The sequence below is a fragment of the Streptosporangium jomthongense genome (assembly GCF_042650425.1).
Taxonomy (GTDB): Bacteria; Actinomycetota; Actinomycetes; order Streptosporangiales; family Streptosporangiaceae; genus Streptosporangium.
This window is the reverse complement of the sequence record NZ_JBHSBC010000001.1, coordinates 274976-290854: the sequence shown is the minus strand read 5'-3', so window position 1 is coordinate 290854 and position 15879 is coordinate 274976. Positions and strand designations below refer to the sequence as shown.

Below are 15879 nucleotides of genomic sequence, written 5' to 3'. Positions count from 1 at the left end.
GAATGAGGAATGCGCAACCGCCCCCGCCGCCTCGCCGCGGCCCTGAGGACGACCGCCCCCGTGCTCGCGTTCCTGGCCGGTACCCTCCCGTACGGCCCGAGTGCCGCGTACGGCCAGGTCACCGCCGGCGGCCACCTGGTGGGTGCCTCGGTGGCACGCCCGTCCGCCGAGGCCGACGCCCACCGGAGACTGCGCGCGCTGGAGAGGTCCTTCGGGGGCCGTATCGGCGCCTACGCCCTCGACACGGGCACCGGAAGGACGATCGCCTACCGGGCCGGCGAACGCTTCCCGTTGCTGTCCACCTTCAAGGCGCTGGCGGCGGCGGCCGTACTGCACAAGGCCCGCACCACGAGTCCCGGGCTGATGGAGCGCGTCGTCCACTGGCGGCGCGGTGACCTGAAGCCGAACTCCCCGGTCACCGAGAAGCACGTGAGGGACGGGCTGACCGTCGCGGAGCTGTGCGAGGCGGCCGTCACCCGCAGCGACAACACGGCGGGCAACCTGCTGCTGAGGCGGATCGGCGGCCCGGCCGGGCTGACGGGATACCTCCGCGCGCTGGGAGACCCGGTCTCCCGCCTGGACCGCTGGGAGAGCGAGCTCAACGACTGGAGCCCCGGCGAGAGAAGGGACACCACCACTCCGGCGGCCGTGGCGGGTGACCTGCGGGCGGTCGTCCTCGGGGACGCGCTCGTCGCCGAGGACAGGGCGAGGCTGGAGGGCTGGCTGCGGGCGAACAGGACCGGTGGGGCACGCATCCGCGCCGGGCTGCCCAAGAGCTGGGTCGTCGGGGACAAGACCGGCTCCGGCGCCGCCTACGGCGCCGCCAACGACATCGCCGTCGTCCGCCCCTCCGGGTCGGCCGCGCCCCTGGTCATGGCCGTCTACACCACCCGGCGTGCCTCCGGCGCGCCGTACGAGGAGAAGGTCGTCGCCGAGACCGCCACCGTCCTCGCCCGCGCCCTCGGCAGGCTCCCCGCGTCCCGGTGACCGGCGCCGTACCCGGGCACCGGACAGGGCACCTGGGAGGCGCCCGGACAGGTGCCCGGGAAGAGCCCGGAAGGCGCCAGGAGACGCCCGGGAAGGCGGCCTGAGAAGGCGCCGGGAAGGGCCTGGGAAGCCCCTCCTGGACAGGACAGGTGTCAGAAGGCGGTGATGTTCGACGGGGCGCGTTCGGCGCGGCTGAGGGCGCGCAGGACGGCGGTCGGGCCGTGCCGTCGCGCGGCCACCTTGGACAGCAGGACGATCACCCTGTCCACGACGCTCTCCGGCAGCGGCGGCGTCGGGACGCCCACGCTGACCGCCAGGTCGTCGGAGTGGACGACCAGTTCGACCGTCCTGGTGACCAGGGCGTCGTCGAACGTCAGCGACCACGGCCCCCACCACGGGAAGCGCACCGGCCGCTCCGGTGCGGAGGGCAGCCGTACGGCCAGCTCCTCGACGACCGAGTCGACGTGTTCCGCCAGCGCCCGCGGGCCCTCGGCCGCGATCTGCTCACCGCCCAGGCGGATGGTGACGTTCACCTCGTCGTCGAGGCCGGCGTCCACCCACAGGGAGCGGCCGTAGTGATCGACGAGGGAGACGACCGGCTCCTCGGGCACGGGGTCCTCAAGGAGCCGGGGGACGAGCAGGATCTGGTTGACCATGTGCCCGGCCAGGGCACCGACGCCGAACTCCGGCAGCGCGCTCGGCTCCTCCCACGCCGCGGTGACCGCGGGGTCACGCAGCAGGGCGGCGGCGGAACGCGCCGCGGACAGGAAGTCGTCTCTGATGCCGCTCATTCACGTCCTCCAGATCGGATCTTGTTCGCGTGCCAAGCGTCCCACGGAACCGTCGGCGGGTCAGGGGGCGGGCGCCTCGGACGGTCAGCGGCTGACGGCGTCCGAGGGGGAGAGCAGGGAGAGGTCGTGGCGGCGGGGGAGGCTCTCCCAGTCGCCCTCCGAGGTGACCGCGAACGCCCCGGCCGCGCAGGCGGTGGCCAGGCGCCGTTCCGGGTCGGCCTCCTCCATGGTCTCGGCGAGCCAGGCCGCGGCGAAGGCGTCGCCCGCCCCGACCGGGTCAAGCTCGGTCACCCGGTACGGCTCGGCGTGCCGCAGCACCCCGTCGGACAGTTCGACGGCGCCGAGCGCGCCGCGTTTGACGAGCACGTGGCGGGGGCCGAGGGCGGACAGGGACTTGGCCAGGCGGACCGGGTCGTCGCCCTCGGCGAGGAGGCCGCCCTCGGCCTCGGTGGCGAACAGGACGTCGGTGGAGGCCACGACGTCCCGCAGGGCGGCCGAGGCCTCGGCGGGGCTCCACAGGGCGCGGCGGTAGTTGACGTCGAGCGAGACCGTCACCCCGGCGGCGCGGGCCTCGGCGACCGCGGCGCGCACGGTCTCGGCGGCGGAGGCGGAGATCGCGAGGGTGATGCCGGTGACGTGCAGCACCCGGGCGGAGCGCAACGTCGGCAGGTCGAGGTCGCCAGGGCGGAGCCGGGACCCGGCGCTGCCCGAGCGGTAGTAGCGCACGTCGACCAGTTCGGCGGTCCGCCTGCTCTTGACCATCAGGCCCGTCGGCGCCTCGGGGTCGACGATCATTCCCCGGACGTCCACCCCCTCGCCGGCCAGTGTCGAGCGCAGCAGCTCTCCGAACTCGTCGGCTCCCACCCGGCCGAACCAGGCTGCGCGGCGGCCCATGCGACTGACGCCGATCGCCAGGTTCGACTCGGCGCCACCCACACCGAGGCCGAAGTCGCGGGCGTGCCGGAGCAGCCCGGTACGGCGTGCGGTGAACAGCGCCATGCTCTCCCCGAGCGTCACCAGGTCGATCATCAAAGGTTGGTCCTTTTGGTCTCGTCGGACATGCGGGTGGAGGCGGTCCCCTGCCTCCACGGGCCCGGCGTCCCCCCCCGACGCCGGGCCCCGTCTGTGAACGGTCAGCGGGTCGATCCCAGCTTCCTGGAGATGCGCAGCGCCGTCTCCGCGACCAACGGTCCCAGATCGCGAACCCGGACGGCGGTGATCCTTGAGGTGAGCCCGGAGATGGAGATGGCCGAGGTCACGCTGTCGGCGTGGTTGAAGATCGGCGCCGCGACGCAGCGCACCTCGGGCTCGTTCTCGCGGTCGTCGACGGCGTAGCCCCGCTGCCGGATGCGGCCGAGTTCGGTGCGCAGGCGGTCGGCGTCCACGATGGTGTGGCGGGTCATCCGCGGCATCCCGGCGGCCACGACCCGTTCGACGTCCTCGTCCTGCTGCCAGGCGAGGATGGCCTTGCCGACGGCGGTGCGGTAGACGGGAGCCCTGCTGCCGATCCGCGAGGCCATCCGCACGGTGGCCTCGTTCTCGACCTTGTCGATGTAGACCACCTCGGGAGGGTCGTAGACCACGAGGTGGACGGTCTCCTTGACCTCGGTCATCAGCCGGTGCGACTCCTCGGCGGCGACGGTCCGCAGGTCGAGCGTGGACAGGTAGGCCTGGCCCAGGTGGAGCGAGCCGTGCCCGAGCCGGTAGGCGCCGGTCTTGCGGTCCCGGTCGAGCAGCCTGGTCTCGATGAGCGGGAGGGTCAGCCGGAGCACGGTGCTCTTGGACAGGCCGGTGGCCTCGGCGAGCCGGGTGAGTGAGAGTCCCTGGCCCGCCCCCGCGTGGTCACGGACGTGTTCCAGTACCGCCAGGGCTCGCCGCAGCGAGGCTGACTGGTTGCGTTCCGGCGCAGGTTCGTTCATCACGCCCTCACGTGTGGTCATCAGGCTGAGTCGGGCACGAACCACAAACTATGGGAATTGGAAGTCTTCTTTCCAGTTTGCGACACAAGGTTCTGCAGTGCAGAACAAAGGACATTCCCCCCTTCCGGTGACAGGCGCCCCCTTCTTAGGGTCTGCCGCCAACGGGAGGAGAGACCTGTGAAGATCCTGAACTGGGCCGCCGCGGGTGTGGCCCTGCTGGCCCTGGCCGCGTGCGCGCCGTCGACCGCCCCGGCCGCGAGCGGGGGTGACGAGAAGTCCGGGACCCTGAGGGTGTGGCTGTTCGACGAGCCCAACCGCGCCCCCAAGGAGAAGGTCGTCGGTGAGGCGATCAAGGAGTTCACCGCCGCCAACGCGGGCGTGAAGGTCGAGGTCGCCTACATCCCGACGACCCCCGCCAGACACGAGAAGTTCAAGGGCGCCTTCAACGACCCGGCGAGCGCGCCCGACGTCGCCGAGTACGGCAACACCGACCTGGCCGAGTACGCCGCCGCCGGCGGCTTCTCCGACCTGGGCCCCGACCTGTCGGCCTGGTCCGAGGGCAAGGACGTCGGCGCCGACCTGCTGAAGTCCGCGACCGTGGACGGCAAGGTCTACGGCCTGCCGTGGTACATCGGCATCCGCGCCCTCTACTACCGCACCGACGTCTTCGAGGAGCTGGGCCTCAAGCCCCCGGCCACCCTGGGCGAGCTGACCGAGACCGCCCGCGAGATCCGCAAGAAGAAGCCGGACCTGTACGGCATCGCCGTCGGCGGCGAGTACACCTTCGGCGCCATGCCGTTCGTCTGGGACGCCGGTGGCGACATCGAGAACCTCGCAGGCCCCGAGTCCCGCGCGGGCGTCAAGGCCTACACCGACCTGCTCAGCGACGACGTCTGCCCGCCGCAGGCCTGCGCGAGCCTGACCGGCGGCAAGACCGTCGAGCTGTTCGCCAGCGGCAAGGCGGCCATGGGCATCCTCGGCAACTTCAACCGCGCCGCGGTCGACGCGGGCGCCGCGGCGGGCAAGTACGCCGTGATCCCGCTGCCCGGCTCGAAGGCGGGCACCCCCGCCCCGGCCTTCTCCGGCGGCAACAACCTCGGCGTCATGAAGAACAGCCGGCACCGCACGCTGGCGGTGAAGTTCCTGCAGCTGCTCGGCGGCAAGACCTACCAGACCAAGATGTACGAGGCCATGGGCAACCTGCCCACCCTGACCTCGGCGCGTGACGAACTGGCGGCCAAGGACTCCTTCCTCAAGCCGTTCCTCGACACCGTCGCCGCGGGCACCCGTTTCGTGCCGATCGACCCGGCCTGGGTGAAGATCGACAACCAGAAGGTCATCCCGACCATGCTCCAGAAGATCGCCACCAAGCAGGCCACCGTCGAGCAGGCGACCGACGAGGCCGCGGCGGCGGTGAAGACCGCCTTCGGCCGGTCATGACCTCGGCGACCACCGCGACCGTGGCACCGGGGGCGTCCAAGACGCCGAAGGTACCCGCGGGCCCGGGACTCCGGGCCCGCGGGGGTGGCCGCCTGCGGCCGTGGCTCTACCTGCTGCCGTCCGCCGCGGTGCTGGTGCCGCTGTTCGGCTACCCGCTCTACATGCTCGGCCTGCTGTCGGTCTTCGACTACCGGCAGGCCCAGGTCAGCGGTGGGCAGCCGACCCGGTTCGTGGGGCTGGGCAACTACGCCATCCTGGCCGCCGACGGCCGTTTCTGGTCGGTGCTCGGGCAGACGCTGGTGTTCGCCGCGGCGCTGGTGGTCTCGACGCTCGCGGTCGGCGCGGCGCTGGCCGTGGTGCTCACCAGGGCGGGCAGGGTGCCCCGGCTGCTGCTCTCGCTGGCCGCGATGGCCGCGTGGGCGGCGCCCGCGATGACCGGCTCGACCGTCTGGATGTTCCTGTTCGACGCCGACCTGGGGCTGGTCAACCAGGTCCTCGGCATCGAGGGCTTCAACTGGTTCTACGACCGGTGGATCACCTTCGGCGTCGTCGGCGTCACCGTGGTCTGGCACTCCTTCCCCTTCGTCATGGTGACCCTCTACGCGGGCATCCAGGCCATCCCCGGCTCGGTGCTCGAAGCGGCCTCACTCGACGGAGCCTCGGTCTGGCAGTCCTTCTGGCGGATCATCGTGCCGATGCTGCGGCCGTTGATCACGATCGTCGTCATCCAGTCGATCATCTGGGACTTCAAGATCTTCACGCAGATCTACGTGATGACCAACGGGGGCGGCATCGCGGGCCAGAACTCGGTGCTCAACGTCTACGCCTACCAGACGGCCTTCGGCTCCTCCGAGTACGGCCTCGGCTCGGCGATCGGCGTGGTCATGACGCTGATCCTGCTGGTGGTCACCCTGTTCTACATCCGCGCCATCCACCGCAACGGGGAGAAGCTGTGAGCAGGTCCCGCCTGGTCGCCAACGTCGTGGCGGTGGTCGCGGCGTTCGTCACCTTCTTCCCGATCTACTGGATGGTCCTGTCCGCGGTGAAGCCGGCGGGGGAGATCCAGTCGCTCCAGGTGCGTCCGTGGACCCTGGCGCCGACCCTGGAGAACTTCCAGCGGGTGCTCGACGGGGAGAACTTCGGCCGCTACTTCCTCAACAGTCTCGTCGTCGCCATGTCCGTCGTCGTGCTCTCCGGCGTGGTGGCCTTCCTGGCCGCCGTCGCGGTGACCCGGTTCCGCTTCAGGTTCCGCACCACGGTGCTGATCATGTTCCTGATCGCGCAGATGGTGCCCGTCGAGGCGCTGACCATCCCGCTGTTCTTCCTGATCCGCGACCTGGGTACGGCGGTGCCCGGTGTCGGCCTCAACACACTGGGCTCGCTCGTCCTGGTACACCTGGCCTTCAGCCTGCCGTTCGCGGTCTGGATGATGCGGGGCTTCGTCGCCGCGGTCCCCGAGTCTCTTGAGGAGGCCGCGATGATCGACGGGGCGAGCAGGCCCGTCGTGCTGTGGCGCATCCTGTTCCCGCTGGTCGCGCCGGGTCTGGTGGCGACCAGTGTGTTCTCCTTCATCGCGGCCTGGAACGACTTCGTCTTCGCCAGGACCTTCATCATCTCGGCCACGGGCAACCAGACCCTGCCCGCGGCCCTGCTGGTCTTCTTCAAACCCGACGAGAACGACTGGGGGGGAATCATGGCGGCCTCGACGCTGATGACAATTCCCGTGCTGATCTTCTTCGTGGCCGTCCAGCGCAGACTGGTGGCCGGGCTCGGCGGGGCGGTGAAGGATTGAACGCCCACGGCCTGCTTCCGCGACCGTCCACGGTCAGGCCGGGCCCGGGTGCCTTCACCCTGGTCCCGGAGACCGCGCTCGACGCCCCTCGGGAGCTGGCGTCGGTCGCCGCCTGGCTGCGCGCCACGCTCGGCCCGCCGACCGGCTGCGCGCTGCTGCCGCCGCAGGGGCCCGAGCAGGGGCGCCTCACCCTGGCCCTCGACCCGGACCTGGGGGCCGAGGCGTACCGGCTGCGGGTCACCTCCTCCGGCGTGTGGATCACCGGGGGCGACGCGGCGGGGGTCTTCAACGGCGCCCAGGTGTTCCGGCAGCTGCTGCCGCCCGCCGCGCTGCGGCGCGCCCCCGTCGCGGGCGCGCCGATGACCGCCCCCGCCGTCGAGATCGAGGACCGTCCGGCGTACGGCTGGCGCGGCTGCATGCTGGACGTCGCCAGGCACTTCATGCCCAAGGCCGACCTGCTGCGCTTCGTCGACCTGCTGGCCCTGCACCGGCTGAACGTGCTCCACCTGCACCTGACCGACGACCAGGGGTGGCGTCTTGAGATCGCCAAGTATCCCCGCCTGACCTCGGTCGGCGGCTGGCGCCCGGCGAGCATGCTCGGCTCCCGCCAGCACGAGACCGTCGTCGGACGCCCGCACGGCGGCTTCTACACCGCCGACGACGTGCGGGAGATCGTCGCCTACGCGGCCGAGAGGTTCGTCACCGTCGTCCCCGAGATCGACCTGCCCGGCCACACCCAGGCCGTCGTCGCGGCCTATCCGGAACTGGGGCTGCGGCCCACTGAGGTCCGTACCGGATGGGGGGTCTCCGAGGACATCCTCGACCTCACCTCGCCGGCGGCCCTGGAGTTCTGCCGTGACGTCCTGGACGAGGTCATGGAGCTCTTCCCCTCCTCCCACATCGGCATCGGCGGGGACGAGTGCCCGGGGGACCCGGCCGCGCGCGCCGTCTTCATCGGGGCCGTCGCGGAGCACGTCGCCGCCGCCGGGCGCACGCCGTACGCGTGGGACGAGATCCTGGAGGGCGGTGCGACGCCGGGGACGACGGTGGCGGCCTGGCGCGGGCCCAAGGCGACGACGGTGGCGGCGCGGGCCGGTCACCGGGTGGTCGCCTGTCCTGACATGTCGGTCTATCTGGATTATCGGCAGTCGGAGTCGCCCGATGAGCCCATCCCGATCGGGCCGCCGCTCACCCTGCGGGACGTCCACGCCTTCGACCCCGTCCCCGCCGACATGGACGAGCGGGACCGCCCCCTGGTGATCGGCGCCCAGTGCAACGTCTGGACCGAGCACATGGAGGACGCCAGGGCCGTCGACTACATGGTCTTCCCCAGGCTGTGCGCGTTCGCCGAGGTCGTGTGGGCGGCGGAGCGCACGCCGTACGAGGAGTTCGCCGGGCGGCTGGAGGTCCACACGGCCAGGCTCGACGCGCTGGGGGTCGAGTACCGGCCGAAGGAGGGGCCGAAACCGTGGCAGAGCCGCCCCGACGCGCCCGGCTGGCCGATGAGCAGGGCCGACCGTGAGGCGGTGATCGCCGGGTTCGGCGTCGGCGAGGGGCCCGCCCACCCGTAACGCTTTCCTGTCCGTCACGCGCCCCGCCCTCTTTCGTCACGCGCAGGCGCCTGCGCGAGGGGGCGGGGCGCCCGTCCTATGAGCCCTGTACTGGGCGTTTACCGTCGGTGAGGGGGATAACTGTCGCTCGGCACGCCTGACGCGCCAAAATTGGTCCGTGGTCAGGATCGGATCGGTGGGGATGAGCGATTGCGAGCGTGGGCAACTTCCGCCGCTGCTGGGCCAGCTGTTCGCCGACGGCGGGCAGGGACGCAGCATCGCGGCCGAGTTGCCCCCGGGAGACTTGGTGTGGCCCGACCCCGACTACTCGCAGTTCTCGCTGGACCATCTCCCGGCCTTCTGGCTCAGTGACGAGGCGGTCTCCGCCGACCTGTGGACCAGGCTGCGGGCCGAACACGAGCACTCGGGGCTGTGGCCGGTGCTCCTTGAGGACTCCGTACAGCCGTGGTCGGCCGGGCAGATCGCCCCCGACGCCGCGGCCGAGATCGACAACTACCGCGCGGACGCGTTCATGGCCGAGGTGTGGTCGGACTGGGTGGAACGGGCCCGCGCCGATCAGCTGGACCTGCTGGCCCCCTACGGCCCGCAGTGCCCGGGACCCGCCCCCGCGGGCAGCCTCGTCGCCGATCCCGACGTGGTCGCCGACTGGTACGCCGGGCTGGTCGCCGAGCGCAGGGCCCCGCTCGGCCTGGTGGCCGCGGAGCGGGGCGCGGACGTGCTGGCCGTCATGGGCTGGCAGGGCGCGCTCAACCACAACGAGTGGATGGTCCCGCTGGCCGCCGTCCTGCGCAGCTGGGAGGACAGGTTCGGGGCCAGGGTCGTCGGCCTGGGGTTCAACACCCTGGACCTCAGCGTCGCCGCGCCCCCCGTCACCCCCGAGCACGCCCTGCACGTCGCCGCGGAGCACTGGACGTTCTGCCCGGACAGCGTCACCTACAGCTCGGGCACGCTGATCGACTACGCCGAGCGGATCACGGGGAGGAACGCCTGGTCGTTCTGGTGGGACTGACCGTCCGGGGCGCCCGGGTCACTTCGGAGGCTGCGCCGAGGAGTGGTCGGGCAGCGCGAGCGGCCGGTCGAGCAGGAAGTCCAGCAGCAGCGAGCGGTACACCTTCGGCTGCCCCCGCTCGACGGCATGACCCGCGCCCCGTACGTAGACCAGCCTCGACTCCGGCAGCGTGCGCCGGTAGTCGCGGGTCACCGGCCAGGCGACGTAGTCGCACTCGCCCCGCATGATGAGCGAGGGCACCCGCACTTGGCGCAGGGCGGGCCTGGGGTCGGTGATCCCGGCGAAGTCGGCGTTGGTGACCTGGTTGACGTAGAAGCCCTGCGGGTTGTCGTGCGGCTTGGTCGGCGGGCCCGCCGTGCACCCGGTCCCGTCCTTGCCGGCGAGCGCGAGCCGGTGCAGGTGGGAGTCGGCCTCGGCGTCGGGGACCAGCGCGTGCGCCGCCTCAGGGTTGATCCCCATCAGCGTGAACAGGGCCAGCACCCTCGGCTCCTCGTTCAGCTCGTCGAAACGGGCGCGGTCCTGCGGGGCGACCCGGTCCCAGGGGCTGCCGTAGTTCCCGCCGGGGAAGGCGCCCTCCCAGATCGGTCCCGGCGAGACGAAGACCGCCTTGGCCACGTTGTCCGGGTGGGCGGCCATGTACTGGGCGGTGAGCGAGCCGCCCCACGACTCCCCGACCAGGATCACCCGTTCCGCGCCGATGGTCTTCCTGATCGCGTCGAGGTCGGCGACGTGCCGGGCGACGGTGTAGCCGGAGACGTCGGCGAGCCGGGTCGACCTGCCCGCCCCGAGCTGGTCGTAGGAGTAGACGTCGAAGCCCAGCGCGGCCAGCTCCGCGCCGCTGTCGGGAAGTCCCTCGTCCGGGGTGCCGGGACCGCCGTGCAGGAAGATCACCGGGGTGGGACGGGGCTTGGCGGCCTTGAGGGAGACGTAGGCGATCCTGGAGCCGGTCGGCAGGTCCCAGAACCCGACACCGGCGGGGGCGGGGCCGTGGGCGATCACCGGCAGCGGCCGGAACACCGTGACGGTGGCCGTCCCCGCGACCACGACGGCGACCACGGCCGCGAACACGGCGGAGGCGACCGTACGGCGGCGCGCGCCGTACAGGGCGAGGCAGGGCAGGCCGAGCAGGAACGCGACGATCACGAGCGTGACCAGGCCCGCCGCGCACAGCGCCGGGACCGACGCGGTTGCGGCGGCCGTGCCGAGGAAGGCGGCCACACCGGCGGCGGAGGCGGCCAGGGCGGTGACCACGAGCAGCAGGCCCCCGGCCAGGCGCCGTACGAGCGGCGCCCTGGAGGCGGGCAGGGAAGGGGATGGTTCTGTCATGGAACTCACGCTAGGAACGTCACTCCAGGTGATCGTCCTGCCGGAGAACCGTTTCCCACCCCGCCGCGCGGCGGGGGGTCACCGCGCCCCGGGACGGACCAGACCGGCCTCGTAGGCCGCAATGGTGGCCTGCACCCGGTCGCGGACCCCGAGTTCGGCGAGGATCCGCGCGACGTGGTCCTTGACGGTCGCCGGGCTGATGCCCAGCGCCGCCGCGATCTCGGCGTTCGACAGGCCGCGGGCCACGTGGAGGAGGACCTCCGTCTCACGGGGGGTCAGGCCGGAGAGCCTGGCGGCCTCCTCGGGGCCGGGCCTGCCGGTGAAACGGTCGATCAACCTGCGGGTCACCCCGGGGTCGAGCAGCGCGTCGCCCCCGGCGACCACCCGGACCGCGTCGATGATCCGCCCGGGGTCGGCGTCCTTCAGCATGAACCCCGCCGCCCCCGCGCGCAGCGCCGCGAACACGTACTCGTCCAGGCCGAAGGTGGTCAGGACCACCACCCGCGTCGCCGGGACCTCGGCGGTGATCCTGGCCGTCGCGGCCAGCCCGTCGAGCCCGGGCATCCGGATGTCCAGCACCGCCACGTCCGGGCGCAGGGCCGTGGCCTGCGCGACCGCGGTCTCGCCGTCGGCGGCCTGGCCGACGACCGTCATGTCCGGCTCGGCGTCGAGCACCGCGGTGATGCCGATCCTGACCACCGCCTGGTCGTCGGCGACCGTCACCCGGATCACGCTGGGAACACCTCCGGCAGCCATACCCGAATCCCGTCCTTCGTCTCGGTGACCGTACCGCCCGCGGCGTCCACCATGGCACGCACCTTCCTGGCCTCCCCGGGACCGGAGAGCACCAGGCCGTCGTCGCGGTAGGTCACCGTCACCGTCACGCCGTCGGCCAGCAGCGCCTCGGCCAGACGGTAGGCGGCCACCTCGACCGTCGCGGGCAGCGGACGGCGCCGTCCCTCGTGCTCGACGAAGGCCCCGCGCCTGACGGCCAGCGCCGCGATCCCGGCGACGACCGGGGGAGGTGTGTCGTCCGCCAGGTCGCAGCCGCCGCGAAGCTCGTCGAGGAGCTCCCTGAGCGCGGTGAGCCCGGCCCTGGACTCGGTGAGGACCAGGTCGAGCCGTCCCTGTTCCGACGCCTCGACCACGGCCCGCGCCCGTGCCCCCGCCGTACGGCGCAGCCCCGCGGCGATCCGGTTCCGTTCGGCGCCCGCGGCCTCGGCCGTGCGGCGGTCGAGGCGTTCCCGGTCGAGGGCCTCGGCCCGCCACCGCCTGCGCCTGCGCCCGCCGACCAGCAGCCCCGACCCCCACGCCAGCCCCGTCGGTACGGCCATCCCCGCGCTCAGCGTGGCCCAGACGGCCAGGGGAGGGCCCGTCATGCCCGGGACGAGGGGAAAGGCGGCGAGCCCGGCGACCACGAGCGGGGCGGGCCAGCCGCGGGAGCCGTACGCGCCGACGGTGTACAGCAGCGTCAGCTCGACCCACCAGCACACGAGGACCAGCTGGGCGGAGTGCGGCACGGTCAGCCCCGCCGCGTCGCACGCCAGCCAGGCCAGTAACGTCCCCTGCGCCACGGCCAGGCTCAGCTTCGGCGCCAGCCTGCGCCCGCGCAGCGGCAGGGCGTGCAGGACGAGCAGGACCAGCAGCAGCGTGCCCGAGGCGGGGGAGACGAACGGCCGCGGCGCCTCCGTGGCCAGCAGCCCGAACCCCGCGGGCAGTGCGACCGCCAGCACCACGAGGGCCCAGTCGAGCGCGGCGGCGCCCCGCCAGCCCGCCGTACGGCGTGACCACAGGGGCCGCGGGGGCTCAGGGGACGTAGAGGACGCGGTGGGCGCAGCAGGCCCCGTGGCCGGGGAGGGCAGCGGGAGCGCCGCTCTGACGGCCCATCCGGCCCCCTCGGGGCCCGCGCTCAGCGTCCCTCCCACGGCGCGTACGGCCCTGCCGAGGGAGGCCAGGCCGGTTCCGGTGCCGAGCCCTCCGGCGGCGGGACCGCCCCCGTCGGTGACCGTGACCACCAGGTGTCCCGCGTTCTCCTCGACCCGGACGCGTACGGCGGCGCCGGTGGCGTAACGCATCGCGTTTGTCAGGCTCTCCCTGACGATGCGCAGGGCGAGCGCCGCGGTCCCGGGTGGCGCGGAGGCGGCCGTGCGCCGGTAGTCGGCCCCGGGGTGATGGCCCGCCAGGGCGTCGACGTCGGCCAGCGTCGTCTCGCCGCCGCGCCGGTCGATGCGGGCCAGGCGGTCGAGTTCGGCGACGGCCAGACGGCCCGCCTCGGCGGCGTGGGCGGTCGCCTCCGCGGTCATGACGGGGTCGGCGAGCCGCAGGGCCGCGGCCGAGGCGACCGCGATGCCGGTCAGCCGGTGCGCGGCCACGTCGTGGAGTTCGGCGGCCAGCCGGTCGCGCTCGGTGGTCGCGGCGAGTCTGGGGATGGCGGCCGAGGCGGCGCGGTAGGCGGCGAGCGAGGCCCGGCCCGTCCTGCGCCGCCGGTGGGAGCGGCCGAGGGACCACACGACGGCGGCGGCGCCCGCGGCGAGCGTGCCGAAGCCTGCGGCGTCCCTGAGGCTTCCGTTCACGACGCCGATCGTGATCGCCACCACGAGGGTGACGGCGACGGCCCCGGCCGCCGCGGTTCCCGCCGTGCCGTACAGGGCCAGCGCGTAGAGCGCCGCGACGGTCACCAGCGCGGCCAGGCAACAGCCGAGGGTCAGTGACACGCGCTCACGCTACCGGGTTCGCCCGTGATGTCCGGAAGAACGAGCCTCCCACCGGCCCCGCGCCCGGGAGCCGATGGGAGGGGTTCGCGTGCCCTACGGCCTCACGGCCCGTACGGCGGGTACCGGGTCACACGCGCTGCCAGAGCGCGGGGACGTTGGCGGGCTCCCAGCCGGGCAGGGAGGTGTGCGCCTGCAGGCACCGGTAGGCGGAGCCGCCGTAGGTCACCACGCTCCCGGCGTAGTAGGAGACACCGGCGGCCCAGGGCTGCGCGGGCGGCGTCGCGGTCGTCGTCAGCGTGGGCGTCGAGGTGTGGGAGACGGTCGGGGTGGGGGTCGGGGTGAGCGTCGGCGTCACCGTGGGTGTCGCCGTCGCGGTCGCCGTGGCGGTCGGGGTCGGGGATGGGGTCGACACGTTGCCGAAGGTCACGTCGGAGCAGGTGTAGAACGCCTCGGCGCTGTCCGAGCGCTGCCAGATCGAGTAGACGATGTGGCGGCCGGTCTTCGGGGGCAGCTGGCCCTGGATGACGTACTCGCCGTTGACCTTGGACGGGTTCCTGACCTTCGCCAGCAGGGTGGAGTCCAGGTCCGACCACTTCAGCGGCTGGAGCGGGTCGAAGCCGTCCTTCGTGATGTAGATCTCGAAGGTGCCGGGGTGGTCGGCGGTGTAGGGGTAGCGGAAGGTGTAGGCGCCGCCGCCGGTCGGCATGGCCGTGGAGGGCCAGTCGGTGCGGGCCGCGTCGTAGGCCCGGTACTTGGCGCGTCCGGCGCTGCACAGCTGCCCGTCAGGGATGATCTCCCTGTGCTTTCCGTTGGCGGTGCCGATGTTCAACTCGTCCCAGTCGTAGAGCGGCTGGGTGTCCCATTTGCCGACGGCGGCCTTGCAGGCCGGGGTGTCGGGCGACTCCGGGTTCTCCAGATAGCAGGCGTAGACCCGGCTGACGGGTGTTCCCATCGATCCATGGGCGGACGCAGAACCGGCCATGACCGTCGAGAGCAGGACGGGTACGGCCGCCGCGGCGGCGATCGCACCAAGCTTCCGATTGTTCATGAAGGGCTTCTCCTGGGGGTGTAAGGGCGGAGAACGTGCAGGTCAGGCCCATGATTACGGGTCAATTATTAGGTAAGTTTCCTAACAGTTTCACCGAACTTAACGCCATGGGCGGAGTGGGGTCAAGACCTGGCCAATGTCCCTTTCTTGGGGGTTGAAGGTAGATCTTCTGGGGTTTTCATGGCTTTTGCTTTGCTTTGTCCGTTTGTGGTGGGTAGTGTCCTAGTTGTTCTCGACCGGTGACTTGCCCCTCACGAGAAGGAGCGGTCGGTCGACGTCGAATCCCGAAGCCTCCCGAGGGCGACGGGAGCCGGGGACCCACCTTTTGGGGTGAATCCGCCGCGACAACGCGGCGGTAGGGCAACTCCACCGCCCGAACCCGTCAGCTAACCCGGTAGACGAGATGGAGAGGAGATCCCCTCATGGATCACGTCGTCGCCTACCCACCGGCACGCACCGCCTTCGCGCGGATCGACTGAGACTTCCGCCGCGCCTGACCGCGGCACCCCCGCTCCGCACCGCGCTCCGTGTACGCCCGCCTGTTTCCTGGTGCGGCCTCTCTTCCCTGTGAGCGCTCACGCCCCGTGCCCCACTGATCGCCGAACGTCTTCGGCCCGGCACGAGCGGCTGTCCTGTTCCCTCGTGAAAGAGCCCTGTCTTCATGCGTTTCTCCGCTGCCCTGCGCCATCGTCTGCTCGCCGCCACCCTCCTGAGCGCGAGCGTCCTGACCTCCGCGGGTGTCGTCTCCGCGCTGCCCGCCGCAGCCGACACCGGCACCGGAACCACCGCCACCGCCCCGGCCGCCGCTGAGCCCGTCCTGCTCAAGGGCTCGACCAAGGCCTCCTACTTCTGGGACGACTCCTCCGGCCGCGCCGGTGACACCGGTCTGCCCGCGAGCGGCAAGCCCATGCAGAAGGGCATGATCGCCAGCCCGAGCTGGCCGCTGTTCACCGAGGGCTACGTCCTCTACAACGGCAAGAAGGCCAAGTTCTTCGTCGGCGACCGCGGCCCCGGCGTGCCGTCGAGCAGCGGCGTCATGATCGACCTCGACGCCAAGACCTTCGCCGACCTGACCGGTGGCAGCTTCAACTCCGACACGCTGGGCGTGGACGGTGTCGACGGCCAGGGGCACATCAAGGTCGAGTACGTCATCACCAAGTGGGGCGACGGCGTCGGCAAGAAGAACTACCCCGTGGCCTTCTCCAGCGGAGCCTGGAAGCTCATGGACCACAACCCGGCCACGCCGCCGCAGACCGCCCTGGCCGACGCGCCGCGGCCGTAA

Annotated in this window: 14 protein-coding genes and 1 riboswitch; of the genes, 7 read left to right on the top strand and 7 right to left on the bottom strand. The window is 72.2% G+C overall.

Annotated features, from left to right (window positions below; genetic code table 11):
- Positions 1–9 precede the first annotated feature (9 nt).
- Positions 10–987 (top strand): class A beta-lactamase, encoded by a 978-nt coding sequence (bla, locus tag ACFOYY_RS01350; RefSeq protein ID WP_386186997.1) that lies wholly within the window; start codon positions 10–12, stop codon positions 985–987.
- 152 nt (positions 988–1139) lie between these two features.
- Here bla and ACFOYY_RS01345 read toward each other — a convergent pair whose 3' ends face one another.
- From ACFOYY_RS01345 to ACFOYY_RS01335, 3 genes are all read right to left on the bottom strand, one after another.
- A complete protein-coding gene (locus ACFOYY_RS01345) occupies positions 1140–1778 on the bottom strand; it encodes a maleylpyruvate isomerase N-terminal domain-containing protein (protein WP_352010474.1) in 639 nt (212 codons plus the stop codon).
- Positions 1779–1862: 84 nt separating this feature from the next.
- Positions 1863–2807 carry a sugar kinase gene (locus ACFOYY_RS01340; protein WP_386186994.1) on the bottom strand — a complete coding sequence of 315 codons (945 nt, stop codon included), beginning with the start codon at positions 2805–2807 and terminating at the stop codon, positions 1863–1865.
- Positions 2808–2911: 104 nt separating this feature from the next.
- Positions 2912–3718, bottom strand: coding sequence for an IclR family transcriptional regulator (locus ACFOYY_RS01335; protein WP_352010476.1), 807 nt, complete (start codon positions 3716–3718; stop codon positions 2912–2914).
- A 156-nt stretch (positions 3719–3874) separates the two neighbouring features.
- Between ACFOYY_RS01335 and ACFOYY_RS01330 the strand changes: the two genes are divergently transcribed.
- The 5 genes from ACFOYY_RS01330 (at position 3875) to ACFOYY_RS01310 (ending at position 9509) form a co-directional block, all read left to right on the top strand.
- Complete coding sequence (locus ACFOYY_RS01330) at positions 3875–5137, top strand: extracellular solute-binding protein (protein ID WP_352010477.1); 1263 nt, start codon at positions 3875–3877, stop codon at positions 5135–5137.
- Positions 5134–6093, top strand: coding sequence for a carbohydrate ABC transporter permease (locus ACFOYY_RS01325; protein ID WP_386186989.1), 960 nt, complete (start codon positions 5134–5136; stop codon positions 6091–6093). The genes ACFOYY_RS01330 and ACFOYY_RS01325 overlap by 4 nt, the downstream gene beginning before the upstream one ends.
- On the top strand, positions 6090–6929 hold the full coding sequence (locus ACFOYY_RS01320; RefSeq protein ID WP_362773804.1) for a carbohydrate ABC transporter permease: 840 nt from the start codon (positions 6090–6092) through the stop codon (positions 6927–6929). The genes ACFOYY_RS01325 and ACFOYY_RS01320 overlap by 4 nt, the downstream gene beginning before the upstream one ends.
- Positions 6926–8500 carry a beta-N-acetylhexosaminidase gene (locus tag ACFOYY_RS01315; protein ID WP_386186985.1) on the top strand — a complete coding sequence of 525 codons (1575 nt, stop codon included), beginning with the start codon at positions 6926–6928 and terminating at the stop codon, positions 8498–8500. Before ACFOYY_RS01320 ends, ACFOYY_RS01315 begins: the two co-directional genes overlap by 4 nt.
- A 181-nt stretch (positions 8501–8681) precedes the next feature.
- Complete coding sequence (locus ACFOYY_RS01310) at positions 8682–9509, top strand: DUF4253 domain-containing protein (protein ID WP_352010735.1); 828 nt, start codon at positions 8682–8684, stop codon at positions 9507–9509.
- Positions 9510–9527: 18 nt separating this feature from the next.
- Here the strand turns inward: ACFOYY_RS01310 and ACFOYY_RS01305 are convergent, their stop codons facing one another.
- The 4 genes from ACFOYY_RS01305 to ACFOYY_RS01290 form a co-directional block, all read right to left on the bottom strand.
- Positions 9528–10835 carry an alpha/beta fold hydrolase gene (locus tag ACFOYY_RS01305; protein ID WP_352010481.1) on the bottom strand — a complete coding sequence of 436 codons (1308 nt, stop codon included), beginning with the start codon at positions 10833–10835 and terminating at the stop codon, positions 9528–9530.
- 78 nt (positions 10836–10913) lie between these two features.
- Positions 10914–11567 carry a response regulator transcription factor gene (locus tag ACFOYY_RS01300; RefSeq protein ID WP_352010482.1) on the bottom strand — a complete coding sequence of 218 codons (654 nt, stop codon included), beginning with the start codon at positions 11565–11567 and terminating at the stop codon, positions 10914–10916.
- On the bottom strand, positions 11564–13549 hold the full coding sequence (locus tag ACFOYY_RS01295) for an ATP-binding protein (protein ID WP_386186980.1): 1986 nt from the start codon (positions 13547–13549) through the stop codon (positions 11564–11566). The genes ACFOYY_RS01300 and ACFOYY_RS01295 overlap by 4 nt, the downstream gene beginning before the upstream one ends.
- 127 nt (positions 13550–13676) lie before the next feature.
- Positions 13677–14597 (bottom strand): lytic polysaccharide monooxygenase, encoded by a 921-nt coding sequence (locus tag ACFOYY_RS01290; protein WP_386186977.1) that lies wholly within the window; start codon positions 14595–14597, stop codon positions 13677–13679.
- Between the two features lie 265 nt (positions 14598–14862).
- A riboswitch (cyclic di-AMP (ydaO/yuaA leader) is annotated at positions 14863–15013 on the top strand.
- Between the two features lie 245 nt (positions 15014–15258).
- Here ACFOYY_RS01290 and ACFOYY_RS01285 point away from each other — a divergent pair.
- Positions 15259–15879, top strand: a complete 621-nt coding sequence (locus tag ACFOYY_RS01285; RefSeq protein WP_362773790.1) for a hypothetical protein — start codon at positions 15259–15261, stop codon at positions 15877–15879.